Source organism: Jannaschia formosa (assembly GCF_003340555.1).
Taxonomy (GTDB): domain Bacteria; phylum Pseudomonadota; class Alphaproteobacteria; order Rhodobacterales; family Rhodobacteraceae; genus Jannaschia; species Jannaschia formosa.
Map to the genome: position 1 here is coordinate 157,240 of NZ_QPLJ01000008.1, position 15,411 is coordinate 172,650.

The window sequence follows — 15,411 nt, forward strand, 5'->3', positions numbered from 1 at the left end:
GGAAGCGAGCCGATGCCTGCGTTCAGCGACACCCAGTCGAGCCCCGAACCGGACTTCCGGACCGAGTTCACCCGCACCGGTGCGGGGCTGAAGCACTTCCCCGCGCTCGTCCTGAACGCCGACTACCGGCCGCTCAGCTATTACCCGCTCTCGCTCTGGCCCTGGCAGGACGCGATCAAGGCTGCTTTCCTCGACCGCGTCGACATCGTCAGCGAGTACGAGGAGGTCGTGCGCTCGCCCACCACGACGATCCGCATTCCCTCGGTCGTCGTGCTGAAGGACTACGTCGCGCCCCAGAAGAAGGCCGCCTTCACCCGGTTCAACCTGTTCCTACGGGACGAGTTCTCCTGCCAGTATTGCGGATCGAAGGGCGACCTGACCTTCGACCATGTCGTGCCACGCGCCCGCGGCGGCATCACCTCGTGGGAGAACGTCGTTGCCGCCTGCGGGCGCTGCAACCTGCGCAAGGGGTCTAAGTCGCTCAAGCAGGTCGGCTATCACCTGCGCAAGCCCGTGCGCCAGCCGACGCCCGCGCAGCTGATGGATGTGGGGCGAAAGTTCCCGCCCAACTACCTGCACGACAGCTGGATGGACTTCCTCTACTGGGATGCCGAGCTCGAGGCGTGAGCGATCCGTTCTTCCAGCCGGTCTCGGGCATGACGCTTGCCCGCTACGCGGGCGTGCCGACCTTCATGCGTCTGCCGCATCTGCCCGAAGGCCACCCCCGGCGGGCCGAGGTCGATGTCGGCCTGCTCGGGATGCCCTGGGACGGCGGCACGTCCAACCGGCCCGGCGCGCGGCACGGGCCGCGAGCCCTGCGCGACGCCTCGACGATGGTGCGCGAGATGAACCGCGCGACCGGCATCCGCCCCTTCGCATCGATGAACGTCGCCGACCTTGGCGATGCCACCATGAGCCCGGTCGACCAGGATGCCGCGCTTTCCGCCCTGAGCGACGCGGTGCGCTCGGCGGTCGCGGACGGGATTCGTCCGCTTTCGGTCGGGGGCGACCATCTCTGCACGCTGGCGGTGCTGCGCGGGCTGGGCGGTCCGCCCCCGGCGCTGGTGCTGCTCGACAGCCATACCGATCTCTACCCGCCCTATTTCGGCGGCGGCACGCTGACCCACGGCAACCCCTTCCGGCAGGCGGCGGAGGAGGGGCTGATCGATCCCGCGCGCTCAACCATGATCGGGATGCGCGGGACGGCCTATGACAGCGCGGATTTCGACCACGCGGCAGAGCTGGGCATCCGCATAGTGACGACGGACCGGATGCTGGAGGACGGGCTGGCCGCGACCGCCGCGCTGGCGCGGGAAAGGGCCGGGCCCGGGCCGGTCTACCTCAGCTTCGACATCGACTTCGTCGACCCGGCCTTCGCCCCCGGGACCGGCACGCCGGAGGTGGGCGGTCCGACCTCGCAGCAGGCGCTGACGGTGCTGCGCGCGCTGGCGGGGCTGGACCTCGTGGGCGCGGATCTCGTCGAGGTCTCGCCGCCCTTCGACACCGGCGGGATCACCGCGTGGCTGGGGGCATCGGTCCTGTTCGAGCTGCTCTGCCTGATGGCGCCGCGGAGCTGACGGTCACAGCATCAAGGGCGAGCTGAAGTCTCAGGAGGTTGTTCATGACTCGTCCGGAGGGGTGCCGATGGTCGATGGCAGCTTCAGGAAAAGGTAGGTGATTGCCCCGAACGCGGCGGCCGCGACCAGCAGCAGCGACGCGAGTTGCAGGATTTCAATGGGGCTGAACCCCCTGCTTCATGTCGGAATGTCGAAGCCCGGAGGCGCCAGCTCGAACCCCTCGAAGCGGAAGCCGGGGGAAACGGTGCAGCTGACCAGCGACCAGGCGCCGGTCGTCCGCGCCGCCTGCCAGTGGTTCGGCTCGACCACCGCCTGAAAGCTCAGGTCGACGCCCAGCGTCACCTCCTGCGCGGGTCCGGCCTCGGTCTCGGCGCGCGACAGGACCAGCGGCGCCCCCGCATGCCAGAGCCAGATCTCGGCGGCATCGACCCGGTGCCAGTGGCTGCGCTCGCCTTCGGCCAGCAGGAACAGGATCGCGGTGCCCGCCGGGCGCGCGCCCTCGGGCGCGTCGGCGACCCAAGTCTGGCGGTACCAGCCGCCCTCGCGATGCCGCACGAGGTCGAGAGCGGCGATCACCTCCTTGGCGGGGCGCCCGGTCATGGCAGGGCCCTCTGGTCGGCGTTCTCGCGCCAGAGGATGTAGAGCCCGGTCCCGATCGTCACGGCGATCCCGATCTGCGCCAGCCCGTTCGGCCATTCGGCGAAGATCAGAAGGCCGATCACCGCGGCGACCGGGATTTCGAGATACTGCAGGGGCGCCACGGTCGAAGCAGCGGCGAAGCGCAGCGACCAGGTCATCAGAAGATGCGCCACGGTCCCCAGAAGTCCCATGGCGAGCCAGAGCGGCCAGTCCGTGCCGACCGGCTCCAGCGCCAGGACACCCTCGTTCGGCAGCACCAGATAGGCGAGCCCCAGACCGGCCACGGCGACGGCGCCCGAGATGCCCTGCAAGGCAATCGGGTCCGCCTCATGCGCGATCCGGCGCGTGACCAGAATGAAGGCGGCGAAGACGAAGGCCACGGCGAGCGGGTAGAGCACGGGCCAGCCGATCTCGACGAAGCTGGGCTGCATCACCATCAGCGTGCCGCAAAAGCCTACGCCGCAGGCCGTCAGCCGCCTCCGCCCGACGGTCTCGCCAAGGATGAAATGCCCCATCAGCAGCAGGATGAAAGGCATCACGAAGGCGATGGCAATGGCATCGGCCAGCGGCAGGTAGGTCAGCCCGGTCACCATCAGCCAGATGCCCAGCACCTGCAGCGCCGTGCGCAGCGCCGTCAGCTGCCAGCCCAGCCGCGACATCGACAGGCTGCGCCCGGTCAGGAAGACAAGCGGCAGCAGCACCCCCGCCTGGATCATGAAACGGACCCAGACCAGTTCCAACACCGGGTAGTCCGTCGCAAGGATCTTGCTGATCGCGTCGCTCAGCGGCGCGAGCAGGCAGAAGCCGAGCATCAGCATCAGCCCGAGGGTCGGGCGGTCGAACCCTGCGGGGGCGAGGGCCGGGCGATCCGTCATCCGCGCAGGATCGTGCGGCCGGCATAGACCGCCGTCTCGCCCAGCATCTCCTCGATGCGGATAAGCTGGTTGTACTTCGCCAGCCGGTCCGACCGCGCCAGCGAGCCGGTCTTGATCTGCCCGCAATTCGTCGCCACGGCGAGGTCGGCGATCGTGGCGTCCTCGGTCTCGCCGGACCGGTGGGACATGACGCAGGTCATGCGGTTTCGATGGGCGAGGCTGACGGCTTCCATCGTCTCGGACAGGGTGCCGATCTGGTTGACCTTGACCAGCAGCGAATTGGCCGCGCCCTTCTCGATTCCTTCGGCAAGGCGGACGGGGTTGGTCACGAAGAGGTCGTCGCCGACAAGCTGCACCTTGCCGCCCAGCGCCTCGGTCAGCGCGACCCAGCCGTCCCAGTCGTCCTCGGACATGCCATCCTCGATCGAAAGGATCGGGTAGTCGCGCACGAGATCGGCCAGATAGCGCACGTTCTCGTCCGAAGAGAGCACCTTTCCTTCGCCTTCAAGGTGATACGCGCCGTCCTTGAAGTACTCCGTCGCCGCGCAGTCGAGCGCCAGCATCATGTCCTCGCCCGGGGTGTAGCCCGCCTTCTCGATGGACTTCAGCACGAAATCCAGCGCTTCGCGGGTCGAAGGCAGGTCGGGGGCGAAGCCGCCCTCGTCGCCGAGCCCGGTGCTGAGGCCCGCCGCCGACAGCTCGCCCTTCAGCGTGTGGAACACCTCGGACCCCATGCGTACCGCATCCGCGACCGTCTCGGCCGAGATGGGCATGATCATGAATTCCTGGATGTCGATCGGGTTGTCGGCATGCTCGCCGCCGTTGATGATGTTCATCATCGGCACCGGCAGGACCCGCGCCGCGGTGCCGCCGACATAGCGGAAGAGCGGCAGGGCGCTTGCATCGGCTGCCGCCTTCGCCACCGCCAGCGACACGCCGAGGATCGCGTTCGCGCCCAGCCGGCCCTTGTTGTCGGTCCCGTCGAGCTCGATCATCGCGGCGTCGATGGCCTCCTGCTCGGAGGCGTCGAAGCCGACCAGCGTGTCTGCCAGCTCTCCGTTGACCGCGTCCACCGCGCCGCGCACGCCCTTGCCCTTGTAGCGCGACTTGTCCCCGTCGCGCTTCTCGACCGCTTCGTAGGCGCCGGTCGAGGCGCCCGAGGGGACGGCGGCCCGGCCGAGGGTGCCGTCCTCCAGGACGACGTCGACTTCGACGGTCGGGTTGCCCCGGCTGTCCAGGATCTCGCGGGCGTGGATGTCGGTGATGGTGAACATGGAAGCCTCCTTGTGTCGGGCGATCCCTAACGCGCAGCCTCACGCGAGGGAAGTGCGCGACTCCCGCCAGAGCGTGTAGACACCCGAGGCGATGACGATGGCCGCCCCGATCACCGTCCAGAGATCGGGTATCTCGTCGAAGAAGGCGATGGCGATCAGCATCGCGAACAGCAGGCGAGTATAGCGGAAGGAGGACGCGATGGCGATGTCGCCGGACCGCGTGGCGCCGACGACCGCGAGATAGGCCACCATCCCGATCCCGACGCTGACAAGCAGGATCAGGAATTGCAGCGCATCCGGCCGGACGACGGGAACGCCCTGGACGACCTGCAGGCCCAGGCCGCCGACCATCAGCGCGGCATAGGCATGGATCGAGAGCCGCGCGCCGGTCGCGTCCGCGGTCATGCCGCGGGTCATGAGGTCGCGTCCCGCGAGGCCGATCACCCCGCCCACGGCAAGCCAGGCCGCCGCGTCCACGTCGTCCGACCCCGGGCGCAGGATCAGCAGCACGCCGAGGAAACCGACCGAGATCGCCGCCCAGCGGCGCGGCCCGACTTGCGCACCGAAGAACAGCCAGGCGCCCAGCGCCACCAGCAGCGGCGTCGCCTGCACGATCGCCGAGACCAGCGGCAGCGGCGCCAGCACCAGCGCGGACACGAACATCAGCGCGCCCCCCGCCTCGAAGCCGGAGCGGAGCAGGACGCGCGGGCGCAGGTAGATCGGCGAGAGGATCGGGGCGCCCGACAGCCGGAACCACGCCGCGAAGGCGAGCGTGCCGCCGATGCCAAGCATCCAGAGGATCTGCGCCGCCGAGAACGCCCCGCCCAACGCCTTGATCAGCGCGTCCTCGATCGCGAACAGGGCCATGGCGAGCGTCATCAGGCCCGCGCTGCGAAGCGTGGGGGTCATTCCAGCCGGGACCGGCGCGGTGGCGCGGCTTCATGCTGTCGGGAGCCGGTTCTGCACCGGTTCGGCGCAAGTCGGCCGAGGGACACCCGCTCCCGCGTGACTTGCACCGACCGACGCCCCCAGCCTCTCGGCGAGCCCGCCGCGCGGCCGGCGCCGCCCGGGACCGATCCGCCGGCATGGCCGGCCGGGACGCGCGGCCGGGTTCCCGCCGGATACGCGTCGCCGGGGCGATGCCCCGCGCCGCCTCGGGGCAGGGTCAGTAGCCCCAGGTCATCCCGGCCAGTTCCGCCTGCTCGGCGGCAGAGAGCGGCTCTGTCAGGGTCAGGCCGATCGCGCCGCGTTCGGCCCATCGGACATGGCCGCTGCGCGCGATGCGCGGCGTCGATACCTCGACCGGGACATCCGCCGGCAGCGGCTCCGTGCAGGCGAGCTTCATCCCTGTCTCCGACACGTCGAGAAGCTGAAGATCCTTCCTGAACCCGGGCGCCGAGAGCGTGATGCGCATATGCGACGGCCGGCGCATCGGCCGATACTGTTCCATGGCAAGCCTCGATTCCGTTGCTCCGGCAACCTGGCATGCGATGTCCTAAGATTCCGTTTCCGGCCGGCGCCGTCGCACCGCGAAAAGCTCCAGCCGGTGGCCCTTAAGCTCGAAGCCGAGCCGGGCGGCGATCTTCTCCTGCAGGGCCTCGATCTCGGGATCGACGAACTCGATCACCTCGCCGGTCTGCACGTCGATCAGGTGGTCGTGATGGTCGCGCTCCGCGTCCTCCCACCGGGCGCGGCCGTCGCCGAACTCGCGCCGCTCCAGTATGCCGAGCTCCTCGAAGAGGTTGACCGTCCGATAGACCGTGGCGAGCGAGATCGACGCGTCCCGCGCCGCCGCGCGCGCGTGGATCGTCTCGACATCGGGATGGTCGGAGGCCTCCTCCAGCACCTCGGCCACGATCCGGCGCGGGGCGGTCAGGCGGAGGCCCTGCGCCTCGCAGCGCTGGAGGATGGTTGCAGTCATGGCGTCGTCCTAGCGGCCGGTCCGGCCCGCGTCCATCACGTCCCGCAGAAGGTGCGGGTGACGGCCTCGTCCGGCGCGGCAGGGCGGCGGTAGGCGGCGTTGGCCTCGGTCTCCTCCCACGGATCGGCGAGCACGGCGCGCAGCGCGTGGAATGGCGCAAGGTCGTCCCGATAGGCGGCGGAGATCGCCTCCTCGACCCGGTGGTTGCGCGGGATCACCGCCGGATTTGCGCGGCGCATGGCCTCCACATCGGGGCCCTTGGCCTGCCAGCGCGCGATCCAGTCGTCCAGCCGCTCCCGGCTGGTGACCTGATCGCGCGCCGTGTCGGGCGCGACCGTCAGCGCGCGGAATGTGTTGGTGAAGTCGCCCTGGTCCTCGGCCATGATCGCCAGCAACTCCATGGCCAGCGCCATGTCGTCGGTTCCGATTTTTGCCGTCATGACCCGGCTCCAGGCCTCGGCATAAAGGTCGCGGAAGCCCTCCAGGACCTCGGTCGCCTCGGCCACCGCCGCCTCCCGCTCGCCCATCAGCGGCAGCAGGGCAGTGGCAAGCTGCGCGAGGTTCCAGAGCGCGATGTCCGGCTGCGCCTTCCAGGCATAGCGCCCGAACTGGTCGATGGAGCTGTAGACCGTGTCCGGGTGATAGGCTTCCATGAAGGCGCAAGGGCCATAGTCGATCGTCTCGCCCGAGATCGTCATGTTGTCGGTGTTCATCACCCCGTGGATGAAGCCCAGCCCCATCCATCGCGCTACAAGATCCGCCTGCGCCCGCATGACGTGGCGCAGAAGGCCCATCGGCCACTCGGCCCCCGGCGCGTGGCGGGCGATGGCGTGGTCGAGCAGGATGCGCAGTCCCTCCACGTCGTCGCGGGCGGCGAAGACCTGGAAGGTGCCCACCCGAATGTGGCTCGATGCGACCCGCGTCAGCACGCCGCCGGGCAGGGGGCCCTCCTGGCGCAGGACGGTCTCGCCCGTCGTCACGGCCGCCAGCGCCCGCGTCGTCGGCACGCCCAGCGCGTGCATCGCCTCGGAGACGAGATACTCCCGCATGACCGGCCCGAGCGCGGCGCGCCCGTCGCCCATCCGGCTGTAGGGCGTGGGACCGGAGCCCTTGAGCTGCACGTCCCAGCGCCGCCCCTCAGACACATGCTCGCCCAGCAGGATCGCGCGCCCGTCGCCCAGCTGCGGCGACCAGCCGCCGAACTGGTGCCCGGCATATAACTGGGCCAGCGGGTCGGCCCCCTCCGGCACGGCGTTTCCGGCGAAGACTTCGGGCGCCGCGCGCATTGCCTCGACATCCAGCCCCATCTCGCGCGCCAGCTCCTCGTTCAGCGCAATCCAGTCGGGCTTGGCCACCGGCGTCGGCGCCATCTTCGTGTAGAAGCGATCCGGGAGGCGGCCGTAGCTGTTGTCGAACGAGAACATCGTCCCTCCTTCCTGTGGCTCCAAATACTCCGGGGGGAGCCCGAAGGGCGGGGGGCAGAGCCCCCCTCGCGCTCACAGCCGGGCGATCCGCTCGGTGAGAAGCGCGAAGAACCCCTCGGCATCCACGTCCCCGATGAAGGTGGCGTTGACCGGGCGGTCCGTCACCCCCCACCAGTCCGCGACGGTCATGCCGCGGGTCAATGGCGAGTCTACCTCGATCTCCACGTTCACGTCGCGGCCGGTGAAGAGCTCGGGCTTCAGCAGCCAGGCGATCACGCAGGGGTCGTGCAGCGGGGCCCCTTCGGAGCCGTATTTCTCCTTGTCGTAGCGCTCGAAGAAGCCGGTCCAGCCGGCGACGACTTCTCCGACCCGTCCCGCCGTGCGGAAGGCGTCGTTGCGCGCGCGCGTCGTCAGCGCCTTGTGGGTGGCATCGAGCGGAACCACCGTCAGCGGGACGCCCGCGCCGAACACGATCTTCGCGGCCTCGGGATCGACATAGATGTTGAACTCGGCGGCGGGGGTGATGTTCCCGACCTCGAAATAGGCGCCGCCCATCAGCACGATGCGCCCGATACGCGGCGCGATGTCGGGGGCGCGCTGCAACGCGGTCGCGACGTTCGTCAGCGGCCCCAGCGGGCAGAGCGTGACCGAGCCTTCGGGCTCGGCCCGCAGCGTCTCGATCAGGAAGTCGACGGCATGGCCCTCGGCCAGCGGCATCTGCGGATCGGGCAGGTCGGCGCCGTCGAGCCCGGTCTTGCCGTGGACATGCTCCGCCGTCACGAGATCGCGCGCGAGCGGTCGGTCGCAGCCGGCATGGACCGGCACGTCCGTGCGTCCGGCCAGCTCGCAGACGATGCGGGCGTTGCGGGCAGTCAGGTCGAGCGGGACGTTGCCCGCGACGGCGGTGATGCCCAGCACCTCGATTTCGGGCGAGGCGAGGGCCAGCAGGATCGCGACGGCGTCGTCCTGACCGGGATCTGTGTCAATGATGATCTTCATGCGGCTATCTGCGCCCCCGCGCCCGCGATTGTCCAGACGGGCCCGTCACGCCCGCTTCTCCGCCCGCTTCGTCGCGTCCCAGAGCGCATCCATCTCGGCCAGATCGCTCTCGGCCGGCGTCCGACCCTTCGCGGCGAGCCCGGCCTCCACGGCCTCGAAGCGGCGCTCGAACTTGGCATTGGCGGCACGCAGCGCGCCCTCCGGCTCGACCCCGAGATGGCGGGCGAGGTTCGCCATGACGAAGAGCATGTCGCCCATCTCCTCGGCGATCTGCTCCGGTCCCAGCGTCTCGCGGGCCTCCACCAGCTCCGCAGCCTCCTCGCGCAGCTTGTCGAGAACCATTCCCGTCTCCGGCCAGTCGAAGCCCACCCGCGCGGCCCGGTTCTGCAGCTTCACGGCCCTCAGCAGCGCCGGCAGCCCCAGCGCCACCCCGTCCAGGACGCCGCCCGTCCGTTCCCGCGCCTTGGCGGCCTCCCAGTCGGCGACCTGCTGGTCGGCGGACTTGTCGCGCGAGGCGTCGCCCCAGATATGCGGGTGCCGGTCGACCATCTTCTGCGCGACCCGTTCGGCAATGGAATGGAAGTCGAAGCGCCCCTCCTCCTCGGCCATCCGCGCGTGGTAGACGACCTGCAGGAGCAGGTCGCCCAGCTCTCCCTCCAGCTCGTCCCAGGCGCCGCGCTCGATGGCGTCGGCGACCTCGTAGGCCTCCTCGATCGTGTAGGGAGCGATCGAGGCGAAGTCCTGCTCGATGTCCCAGGGGCATCCCGTCTCGGGGTCGCGCAGCCGCGCCATGATCGCCAGCAGGCGGGGCAGACCCCCGCCGGGCGTCGTGCAGATGTCGTCCATTGCGCGTCCCTCCGATCCGGGATCATGTGGCGCGACACCTGCCCGGAGGACAAGCCATGCCCGTCATCAATTCCATCGCCGCGCTGGAGCCCGAGATGCGCGAATGGCGCCGCTGGCTGCACCGCAACCCCGAATTGCAGTTCGACCTGCCCAAGACCTCCGGCTTCGTCGCGACCAAGCTGCGGGAGTTCGGCGTGGACGAGCTGCACGAGGGCATCGCGAAGACCGGCATGGTCGCGATCATCGAGGGCCGCCGCTCCGGACCGACCATCGGGCTGCGCGCCGACATGGATGCGCTGCCAATCCAGGAGGCGACGGGGGCGGAGCATGCCTCCGAAAATCCCGGCAGGATGCATGCCTGCGGCCATGACGGCCACACCACCATGCTGCTGGGCGCGGCGAAGTACCTGGCCGAGACGCGCAACTTCGCGGGCCGCGTCGCGCTGATCTTCCAGCCCGCCGAGGAGGGCGGTGGCGGCGGCGAGGTCATGGTGCAGGAAGGGATCATGGACCGCTTCGGGATCGAGCAGGTCTACGGCATCCACAACGCGCCGAATTTCGGCGAAGGCCGGTTCTACACCGCGCCGGGGCCGATCATGGCCGCGGTGGACACGTTCCATATCGACATCACCGGCAAGGGCGGCCACGGCGCCATGCCGCACGAGACGCGCGACCCGATCGTCGCCGCGCTGGGCATCGGCAACGCCATCCAGACGATCGTCTCGCGCAACCACTACGCCATGGACGAGCTGGTCGTCTCGATCACCCAGATCCACAGCGGTTCGGCCGACAACATCATTCCCGGCACGGCCTATCTCTGCGGGACGGTGCGCACCTTCGACCCCTCGGTCCAGGACATGGTGGAACGCCGCCTGTCGGAGATCACGCGCGGCCAGGCTGCCAGCTACGGCGTCACCGCGACCTGCCGCTACGAGCGGCACTATCCGGCCACGGTGAACGACGCCGACCGGGCGCGCTTCGCCGCACAGGTCGCCTCGGACGTGGTGGGTGCCGACCGGGTGGTGCCGGATTCGGGGCGGGAGATGGGGGCGGAGGATTTTTCCTACATGCTGAATGCCCGTCCCGGCGCTTACCTGTTCCTCGGGACGGGGCCGGGGGCGGTGCTGCACCATGCCGAATACGACTTCAACGACGAGGTCGCCCCCATCGGCGCCAGCTTCTTCGCGCGCATGGTCGAGATGGCGCAGCCTCTCTGAGCGGGGCGCATCGCGGGTCGACCCGCGATGGGCCTCCGGTCGACCGGAGGCGGCGCTACGGCGCCGTCAGCGCCCGGTCCAGCCGGGTGCGCAGGGCGGCGGCGGTCCATCCCGCCGCCCGGTAGCTCTCGATGGAGCGGGCATCGTCCCGCTTCGCCAGCCGCTTGCCCGCGTCGTCCCGAACGAGATCGTGGTGGTGATAGACCGGCGTCGGCAGGTCCAGCAGGCGTTGCAGCAGGACGTGGATCGGCGTGGCCTCGAACAGGTCGGCGCCGCGAACGACATGGGTGATCCCCTGCGCCGCGTCGTCGACGACCACCGACAGGTGGTAGGAGGTCCCGAAATCACGGCGCGCGAGCACCACGTCCCCGATCCGGTCCAGATAGGTCTCGCGTTCGGTCCGGACTCCGCCGGGACGGAGCGGGCCGGTCTCTTCGAACGCCGTTCCGGCCAGTCCGCCCAGCGCCACGCCCATGTCGAGGCGCAGATGCGCGTCCCGCGGGCGCGCACCGTCGCGGGGCCGGCCGCGGCAGGTGCCGGGATAGACCGGGCCGTCTGGGCCCATCGGCGCCCCCTCCTGGGGGGCGGACAGCGCCTCGGCGATGTCGCGCCGCGTGCAGGTGCAGGGATAGAGCAGCTCGCGGTCCCAGAGCACGTCGAGCGCGGCGTGATAGGCCTCCATCCGCTCGGACTGGCGCAGGGGCGGTTCGTCCCAGGCGATGCCCAGCCAGTGCAGGTCTTCCTCGATCCGCGCCTCCCAGACCGGCTTCGACCTCTGCCGGTCGATATCCTCGATCCGCAGAAGGAAGGCGCCGCCCGCGGCCCGCGCCATGTCATGCGCGGACCAGGCGGACCAGGCATGGCCCAGGTGCAGCGGACCGGTGGGCGAGGGTGCGAAGCGGGTCCTCACGCCCGGCGAAGGACGTGAACCGTCGCGCCGCGCGCGCCTTCATGGCCGGGCAGGTGCGGGCCGTGCTGCGCCCAGATGAGCGTGCTGCCGGCCAGTTGCGCCTCGGCCAGGGTCAGCAGGTAGTCCCGGTCCGCGAGTGTGGAGTCATTGAAGCTGAAGACCAGCAGCGCCCCCGGCGCCATCGCGTCCAGCAGCATCGGCAAGGTCGCGGCGGGGGCCGCGCCAAGGCTGATGACGCCGGTCGCGACCACGGCTGCATGAGCCGTCAGATCGCCGGCCTCGCCCGGCGTGCCGACGGTCAGGTCGCGATAGACCCCCTTGCCGCGCGCCTTCGCGAGCATCTCGGTGGTGATGTCGGTGCCGTCGATCGTGGTAAATCCCGCCCGCGCCAGCGCCTCGCCCGAGAGTCCCGTGCCGCAGCCGAAATCCATCACCGGGGCGGCCCGGTCCGGAAGGTGGTCGGCCAGCGCGCGGGCCACGCGGTCGGGGGTGGCATAGCCCGCCTCGACGAGGTCGGCGTCGTAGCCCTCGGCCCAGTCGGCGTAGAGCGCGCGGTTCTCCTCCGCCGGGCGCGGCGACCAGAGGTCCCTGGAAAACCCGCTCATTCGGCCGCGACCTTCAGGCCCAGCCACTCCGTCCAGGCGGCCTTGGCCCGGTCGGTGTAGATCTTGTAGCGTTCCCTTCGGCCGCGCCGCCCGCCCTTGGCCTCGACCGGGGGGAAGAGACCGAAATTGACGTTCATCGGCTGGAAGGTCTTGGCCTCGGCCCCACCGGTTATGTGGGTGACGAGCGCCCCCATCGCCGTGACCGCCGGCACCGGGGCCAGGGAATGGCCCTGAATCTCCGCCGCGGCCATCCGCCCGGCCAGAAGCCCCATGGCCGCCGACTCGACATAGCCCTCGACGCCGGTGATCTGCCCGGCGAAGCGGACATGCGGCCGGCTGCGCAGCCGCATCTGGGCGTCGAGCAGCGTCGGCGAGTTGATGAAGGTGTTCCGGTGGATGCCGCCCAGCCGCGCGAACGACGCCTCCTGCAGGCCGGGAATCATCGCGAAGACGGCCTTTTGCGCCCCGTATTTCATCTTCGTCTGAAAGCCGACGATGTTGTAGAGCGTGCCGAGCGCGTTGTCCCGCCGCAGCTGGACGACGGCATAGGGCTTCCGGTCGGGCTGGTGCGGGTTGGTCAGGCCGATGGGCTTCATCGGCCCGAAGCGCAGCGTCTCGCGCCCGCGCTCGGCCATGACCTCGATGGGCAGACAGCCGTCGAAATAACCGGCCGTCTCGCCCTCCCGGAATTCCGTCTTGTCGGCGGCCAGCAGCGCGTCGACGAAGGCCTCGTACTGGTCCTTCGTCATCGGGCAGTTGATGTAGGCGGTCCGCTCTGCCTCGGTCTCGCCCTTGTCGTAGCGAGACTGGCGCCAGGCGACGCTCATGTCGATCGTGTCTGCATGGACGATGGGGGCGATGGCGTCGAAGAAGGCAAGGCTGTCCTGCCCCGCCTCATCGGCGATCGCCTGCGCCAGCGCCGAGCCGGTCAGCGGGCCGGTCGCGATGATCCAGTGCCCGTCGGCCGGAAGCGCCGTCACCTCCTCGTCGACGACGGTCACGAGGGGATGGTCGCGCAGCCGCGCGGTCACGGCCTCGGCGAAGGGGTCGCGGTCGACGGCGAGTGCGCCACCGGCGGGCAGGCGGTGACGGTCGGCCATCTCCATGATCAGCCCGCCTGCGGCGCGCATCTCCCAGTGGAGAAGACCCACGGCGTTCTGCTCGCTGTCGTCGGAGCGGAACGAGTTGGAGCAGACCATCTCGGCCAGCGACCCGGTGCGGTGGGCGAAGGTGCCGACGGTCGGGCGCATCTCGTGGATCACGACGGGCACGCCCGCCTGGGCGGCCTGCCATGCGGCTTCGGAGCCGGCCATGCCGCCGCCGACGATGTGAAGTGTCTCGGTCATGCCCCAGACATACAGGTCCCGGTGGCAAAAGGGGAGGGGGTCAGGCCGTGCCCGCGGGCAGGTCGTGCCGGCAGATCCATTCGACCACGGCGCGCAGCGTCGCGTCGTTGTGGCGGGTCTCGTGATAGGCGATCCAGAGCTCTCCGGGCAAATGGTTGCCCTCGAGCTGCGAGGCGACGAGGTTGTCGCGGGGGCCGACGCAGAAATCCGGCAGGATGCCCGGCAGGCCGGTCATTCGGATCAGCTGCAGGACCAGCGGCATCTCCTCGACGCGGTAGCGCGGCCGCTCCTTGGCGTCGCGATAGATCGTCCGCAGCAGGTCGGCATCCGGATAGCGATTCGACAGGCCGATCCACTCGCCATCGAGCACGTGATCGGCGCCCTGATAGACGCGCAGCGCATAGTCCCGGAACTTCCGCGCCTTCAGCCGCCCGCCCTCGGGACGGTCGACGCGGATCTGGATGTCGGCCTCCCCCAGGCCCTGCGCCAAGGCCTTGTCGGTCAGGGTGAGGAGGACGTTCGGGAAGAGTTCCTCGATCTCCGGCAGGCGCGGCAGCAGGAAATGGATATGGACCGAAGGCGGGGCCGAGATCTCCAGCGGGATGCGGACGTCGGTGTCGAGTGAGCGGAGGCTGCCGATCTCGGTGCGCAGGCGGTGATCGATCCCTTCGGCGACCTCGGCCAGACGGTCCGCGGCGCTGGTGCTGACGAAGGACTGCCCGCGCTTCTCGAAGAGCGGCAGGTCGAGCTCTTGGCTCATGCGTTCCAGCCGGCGCGAGACGGTCGCGACGTTGGTGTTGAGATAGCGCGCCGCTGCGGACATCGTACCGTGCCGCTTCATCGCGAGGACGAACTTGAGGTCGTCCCAGTTCTCGAGGTGCATCGCCAACACTCCTACCGGGCAACGCGTCCGCAGGTCGCAGCCTAGCAGTATGGGTGCGGAAGGCGAGCGCAACGTCCCATAAGGTCGCACCGCGGAAGCAGCGGACGGCGGCTCGGGTCGGCCCTCCGACAATCCGTTTGGCCGACCGGGCGCGCCCCGGGGCCCGCTCAGGTCCCGGCGGCGATCAACATCTGCGCTGCGGCGACGGCGCCGCCGATGGGGTACGGCCGGACCTGCGCCCAGGCCTCGATGGCCACGGTTTCGCGCGCTGTCCGACCCGTCGCTCAGCGCCGCGATGCGCTCGCCCGCCCCACGCGCGTCCATCAGCGTGTCCACGTCCGGCGCCGCGTCCGCTGCGCTGGCAAGAAGCCGTTCGCTCGCGGCCGCGTCGCCCTCGGTCATACAATGAGGCTCTGTGTATTGCTCCTGGGCGGGATTCATCCCGTGGCTCCAGCATCGTAGCTGGGTTGCATGAGCAGACCGACACTACCGACCTACAAGATCACGAACTGATACCAACGGCTCTCTTTTTTGACTCGATTGTGAGGCGCGCGCGCTGTCGGGCCGTGATTCCCTTCTTTCGTTGACGGGAGGGATGGCGATGACGGTTGCGATCACGCGGGACGAGTTGGATGCGACGGGGCTGCGGAAGGCGGCTGCGCGTAGCCGGGACGCCCGGGCGGCTCGGCGGATGCTGGCCTTGGCGATGGTTCTGGAGGGGGCGGATCGCAGGACGGCCGCCGAGGCCTGCGGGATGGACCGGCAGACGCTGCGGGACTGGGTCCACCGCTACAACGACGGGGGCCTGGAGGGCCTGTCGGACCGGCGCGGGTCCGGGCCGCCCGCGCGGCTGAGCCCCGAGCAGCGGGCGGAGCTCGTCTTGATCGTCGAGGCG

Annotated in this window: 17 protein-coding genes; 4 read left to right on the forward strand and 13 right to left on the reverse strand. The window is 69.9% G+C overall.

What is annotated here, in order from left to right:
• The first annotated feature begins 12 nt into the window (after positions 1 to 12).
• Positions 13 to 627 carry an HNH endonuclease gene (locus tag DR046_RS11015; protein ID WP_115382429.1) on the forward strand — a complete coding sequence of 205 codons (615 nt, stop codon included), beginning with the start codon at positions 13 to 15 and terminating at the stop codon, positions 625 to 627.
• Positions 624 to 1,577: an agmatinase gene (locus DR046_RS11020; protein WP_115382430.1), complete on the forward strand. Its 954-nt coding sequence runs from the start codon at positions 624 to 626 to the stop codon at positions 1,575 to 1,577. The genes DR046_RS11015 and DR046_RS11020 overlap by 4 nt, the downstream gene beginning before the upstream one ends.
• A gap of 177 nt (positions 1,578 to 1,754) precedes the next feature.
• Here the strand turns inward: DR046_RS11020 and DR046_RS11025 are convergent, their stop codons facing one another.
• The 9 genes from DR046_RS11025 to mazG all read right to left on the reverse strand — a co-directional run bounded on the left by DR046_RS11025 (position 1,755) and on the right by mazG (position 9,555).
• On the reverse strand, positions 1,755 to 2,177 hold the full coding sequence (locus DR046_RS11025; protein ID WP_115382431.1) for a cupin domain-containing protein: 423 nt from the start codon (positions 2,175 to 2,177) through the stop codon (positions 1,755 to 1,757).
• Complete coding sequence (locus DR046_RS11030; RefSeq protein WP_115382432.1) at positions 2,174 to 3,091, reverse strand: DMT family transporter; 918 nt, start codon at positions 3,089 to 3,091, stop codon at positions 2,174 to 2,176. The genes DR046_RS11025 and DR046_RS11030 overlap by 4 nt, the downstream gene beginning before the upstream one ends.
• On the reverse strand, positions 3,088 to 4,365 hold the full coding sequence (gene eno, locus DR046_RS11035) for a phosphopyruvate hydratase (RefSeq protein WP_115382433.1): 1,278 nt from the start codon (positions 4,363 to 4,365) through the stop codon (positions 3,088 to 3,090). Before eno ends, DR046_RS11030 begins: the two co-directional genes overlap by 4 nt.
• Positions 4,366 to 4,404: 39 nt before the next feature.
• Positions 4,405 to 5,274 (reverse strand): DMT family transporter, encoded by an 870-nt coding sequence (locus tag DR046_RS11040; protein ID WP_245190907.1) that lies wholly within the window; start codon positions 5,272 to 5,274, stop codon positions 4,405 to 4,407.
• A 256-nt stretch (positions 5,275 to 5,530) separates the two neighbouring features.
• Positions 5,531 to 5,779, reverse strand: a complete 249-nt coding sequence (locus DR046_RS11045) for a PilZ domain-containing protein (protein WP_167767067.1) — start codon at positions 5,777 to 5,779, stop codon at positions 5,531 to 5,533.
• An 81-nt stretch (positions 5,780 to 5,860) separates the two neighbouring features.
• On the reverse strand, positions 5,861 to 6,286 hold the full coding sequence (locus DR046_RS11050) for a Fur family transcriptional regulator (RefSeq protein WP_115382435.1): 426 nt from the start codon (positions 6,284 to 6,286) through the stop codon (positions 5,861 to 5,863).
• Between the two features lie 35 nt (positions 6,287 to 6,321).
• Positions 6,322 to 7,710 carry a protein adenylyltransferase SelO gene (locus DR046_RS11055; RefSeq protein ID WP_115382436.1) on the reverse strand — a complete coding sequence of 463 codons (1,389 nt, stop codon included), beginning with the start codon at positions 7,708 to 7,710 and terminating at the stop codon, positions 6,322 to 6,324.
• 72 nt (positions 7,711 to 7,782) lie between these two features.
• Positions 7,783 to 8,709 carry a nucleoside hydrolase gene (locus tag DR046_RS11060; RefSeq protein WP_115382437.1) on the reverse strand — a complete coding sequence of 309 codons (927 nt, stop codon included), beginning with the start codon at positions 8,707 to 8,709 and terminating at the stop codon, positions 7,783 to 7,785.
• Between the two features lie 45 nt (positions 8,710 to 8,754).
• Positions 8,755 to 9,555, reverse strand: coding sequence for a nucleoside triphosphate pyrophosphohydrolase (gene mazG / locus DR046_RS11065; RefSeq protein WP_115382438.1), 801 nt, complete (start codon positions 9,553 to 9,555; stop codon positions 8,755 to 8,757).
• Between the two features lie 56 nt (positions 9,556 to 9,611).
• Here mazG and DR046_RS11070 point away from each other — a divergent pair, with 56 nt between their 5' ends.
• Positions 9,612 to 10,772, forward strand: a complete 1,161-nt coding sequence (locus DR046_RS11070) for a M20 aminoacylase family protein (protein WP_115382439.1) — start codon at positions 9,612 to 9,614, stop codon at positions 10,770 to 10,772.
• A 55-nt stretch (positions 10,773 to 10,827) separates the two neighbouring features.
• Here DR046_RS11070 and gluQRS read toward each other — a convergent pair whose 3' ends face one another.
• The 4 genes from gluQRS to DR046_RS11090 are packed head-to-tail and all read right to left on the reverse strand — an operon-like array spanning position 10,828 to position 14,516.
• Positions 10,828 to 11,682: a tRNA glutamyl-Q(34) synthetase GluQRS gene (gene gluQRS / locus DR046_RS11075; protein ID WP_115382440.1), complete on the reverse strand. Its 855-nt coding sequence runs from the start codon at positions 11,680 to 11,682 to the stop codon at positions 10,828 to 10,830.
• The gene (locus DR046_RS11080) at positions 11,679 to 12,287 is read right to left on the reverse strand and encodes a class I SAM-dependent DNA methyltransferase (RefSeq protein ID WP_115382441.1); all 609 of its coding nucleotides are present in this window, start codon (positions 12,285 to 12,287) and stop codon (positions 11,679 to 11,681) included. The genes gluQRS and DR046_RS11080 overlap by 4 nt, the downstream gene beginning before the upstream one ends.
• The gene (gene trmFO, locus DR046_RS11085; protein WP_115382442.1) at positions 12,284 to 13,633 is read right to left on the reverse strand and encodes a methylenetetrahydrofolate--tRNA-(uracil(54)-C(5))-methyltransferase (FADH(2)-oxidizing) TrmFO; all 1,350 of its coding nucleotides are present in this window, start codon (positions 13,631 to 13,633) and stop codon (positions 12,284 to 12,286) included. The genes DR046_RS11080 and trmFO overlap by 4 nt, the downstream gene beginning before the upstream one ends.
• Positions 13,634 to 13,673: 40 nt before the next feature.
• Positions 13,674 to 14,516, reverse strand: coding sequence for a LysR family transcriptional regulator (locus tag DR046_RS11090; protein ID WP_115382443.1), 843 nt, complete (start codon positions 14,514 to 14,516; stop codon positions 13,674 to 13,676).
• A 601-nt stretch (positions 14,517 to 15,117) separates the two neighbouring features.
• Between DR046_RS11090 and DR046_RS24630 the strand changes: the two genes are divergently transcribed.
• Positions 15,118 to 15,411 (forward strand): helix-turn-helix domain-containing protein (locus DR046_RS24630; protein WP_167767069.1); only part of this gene is annotated, 294 nt, incomplete at its 3' end.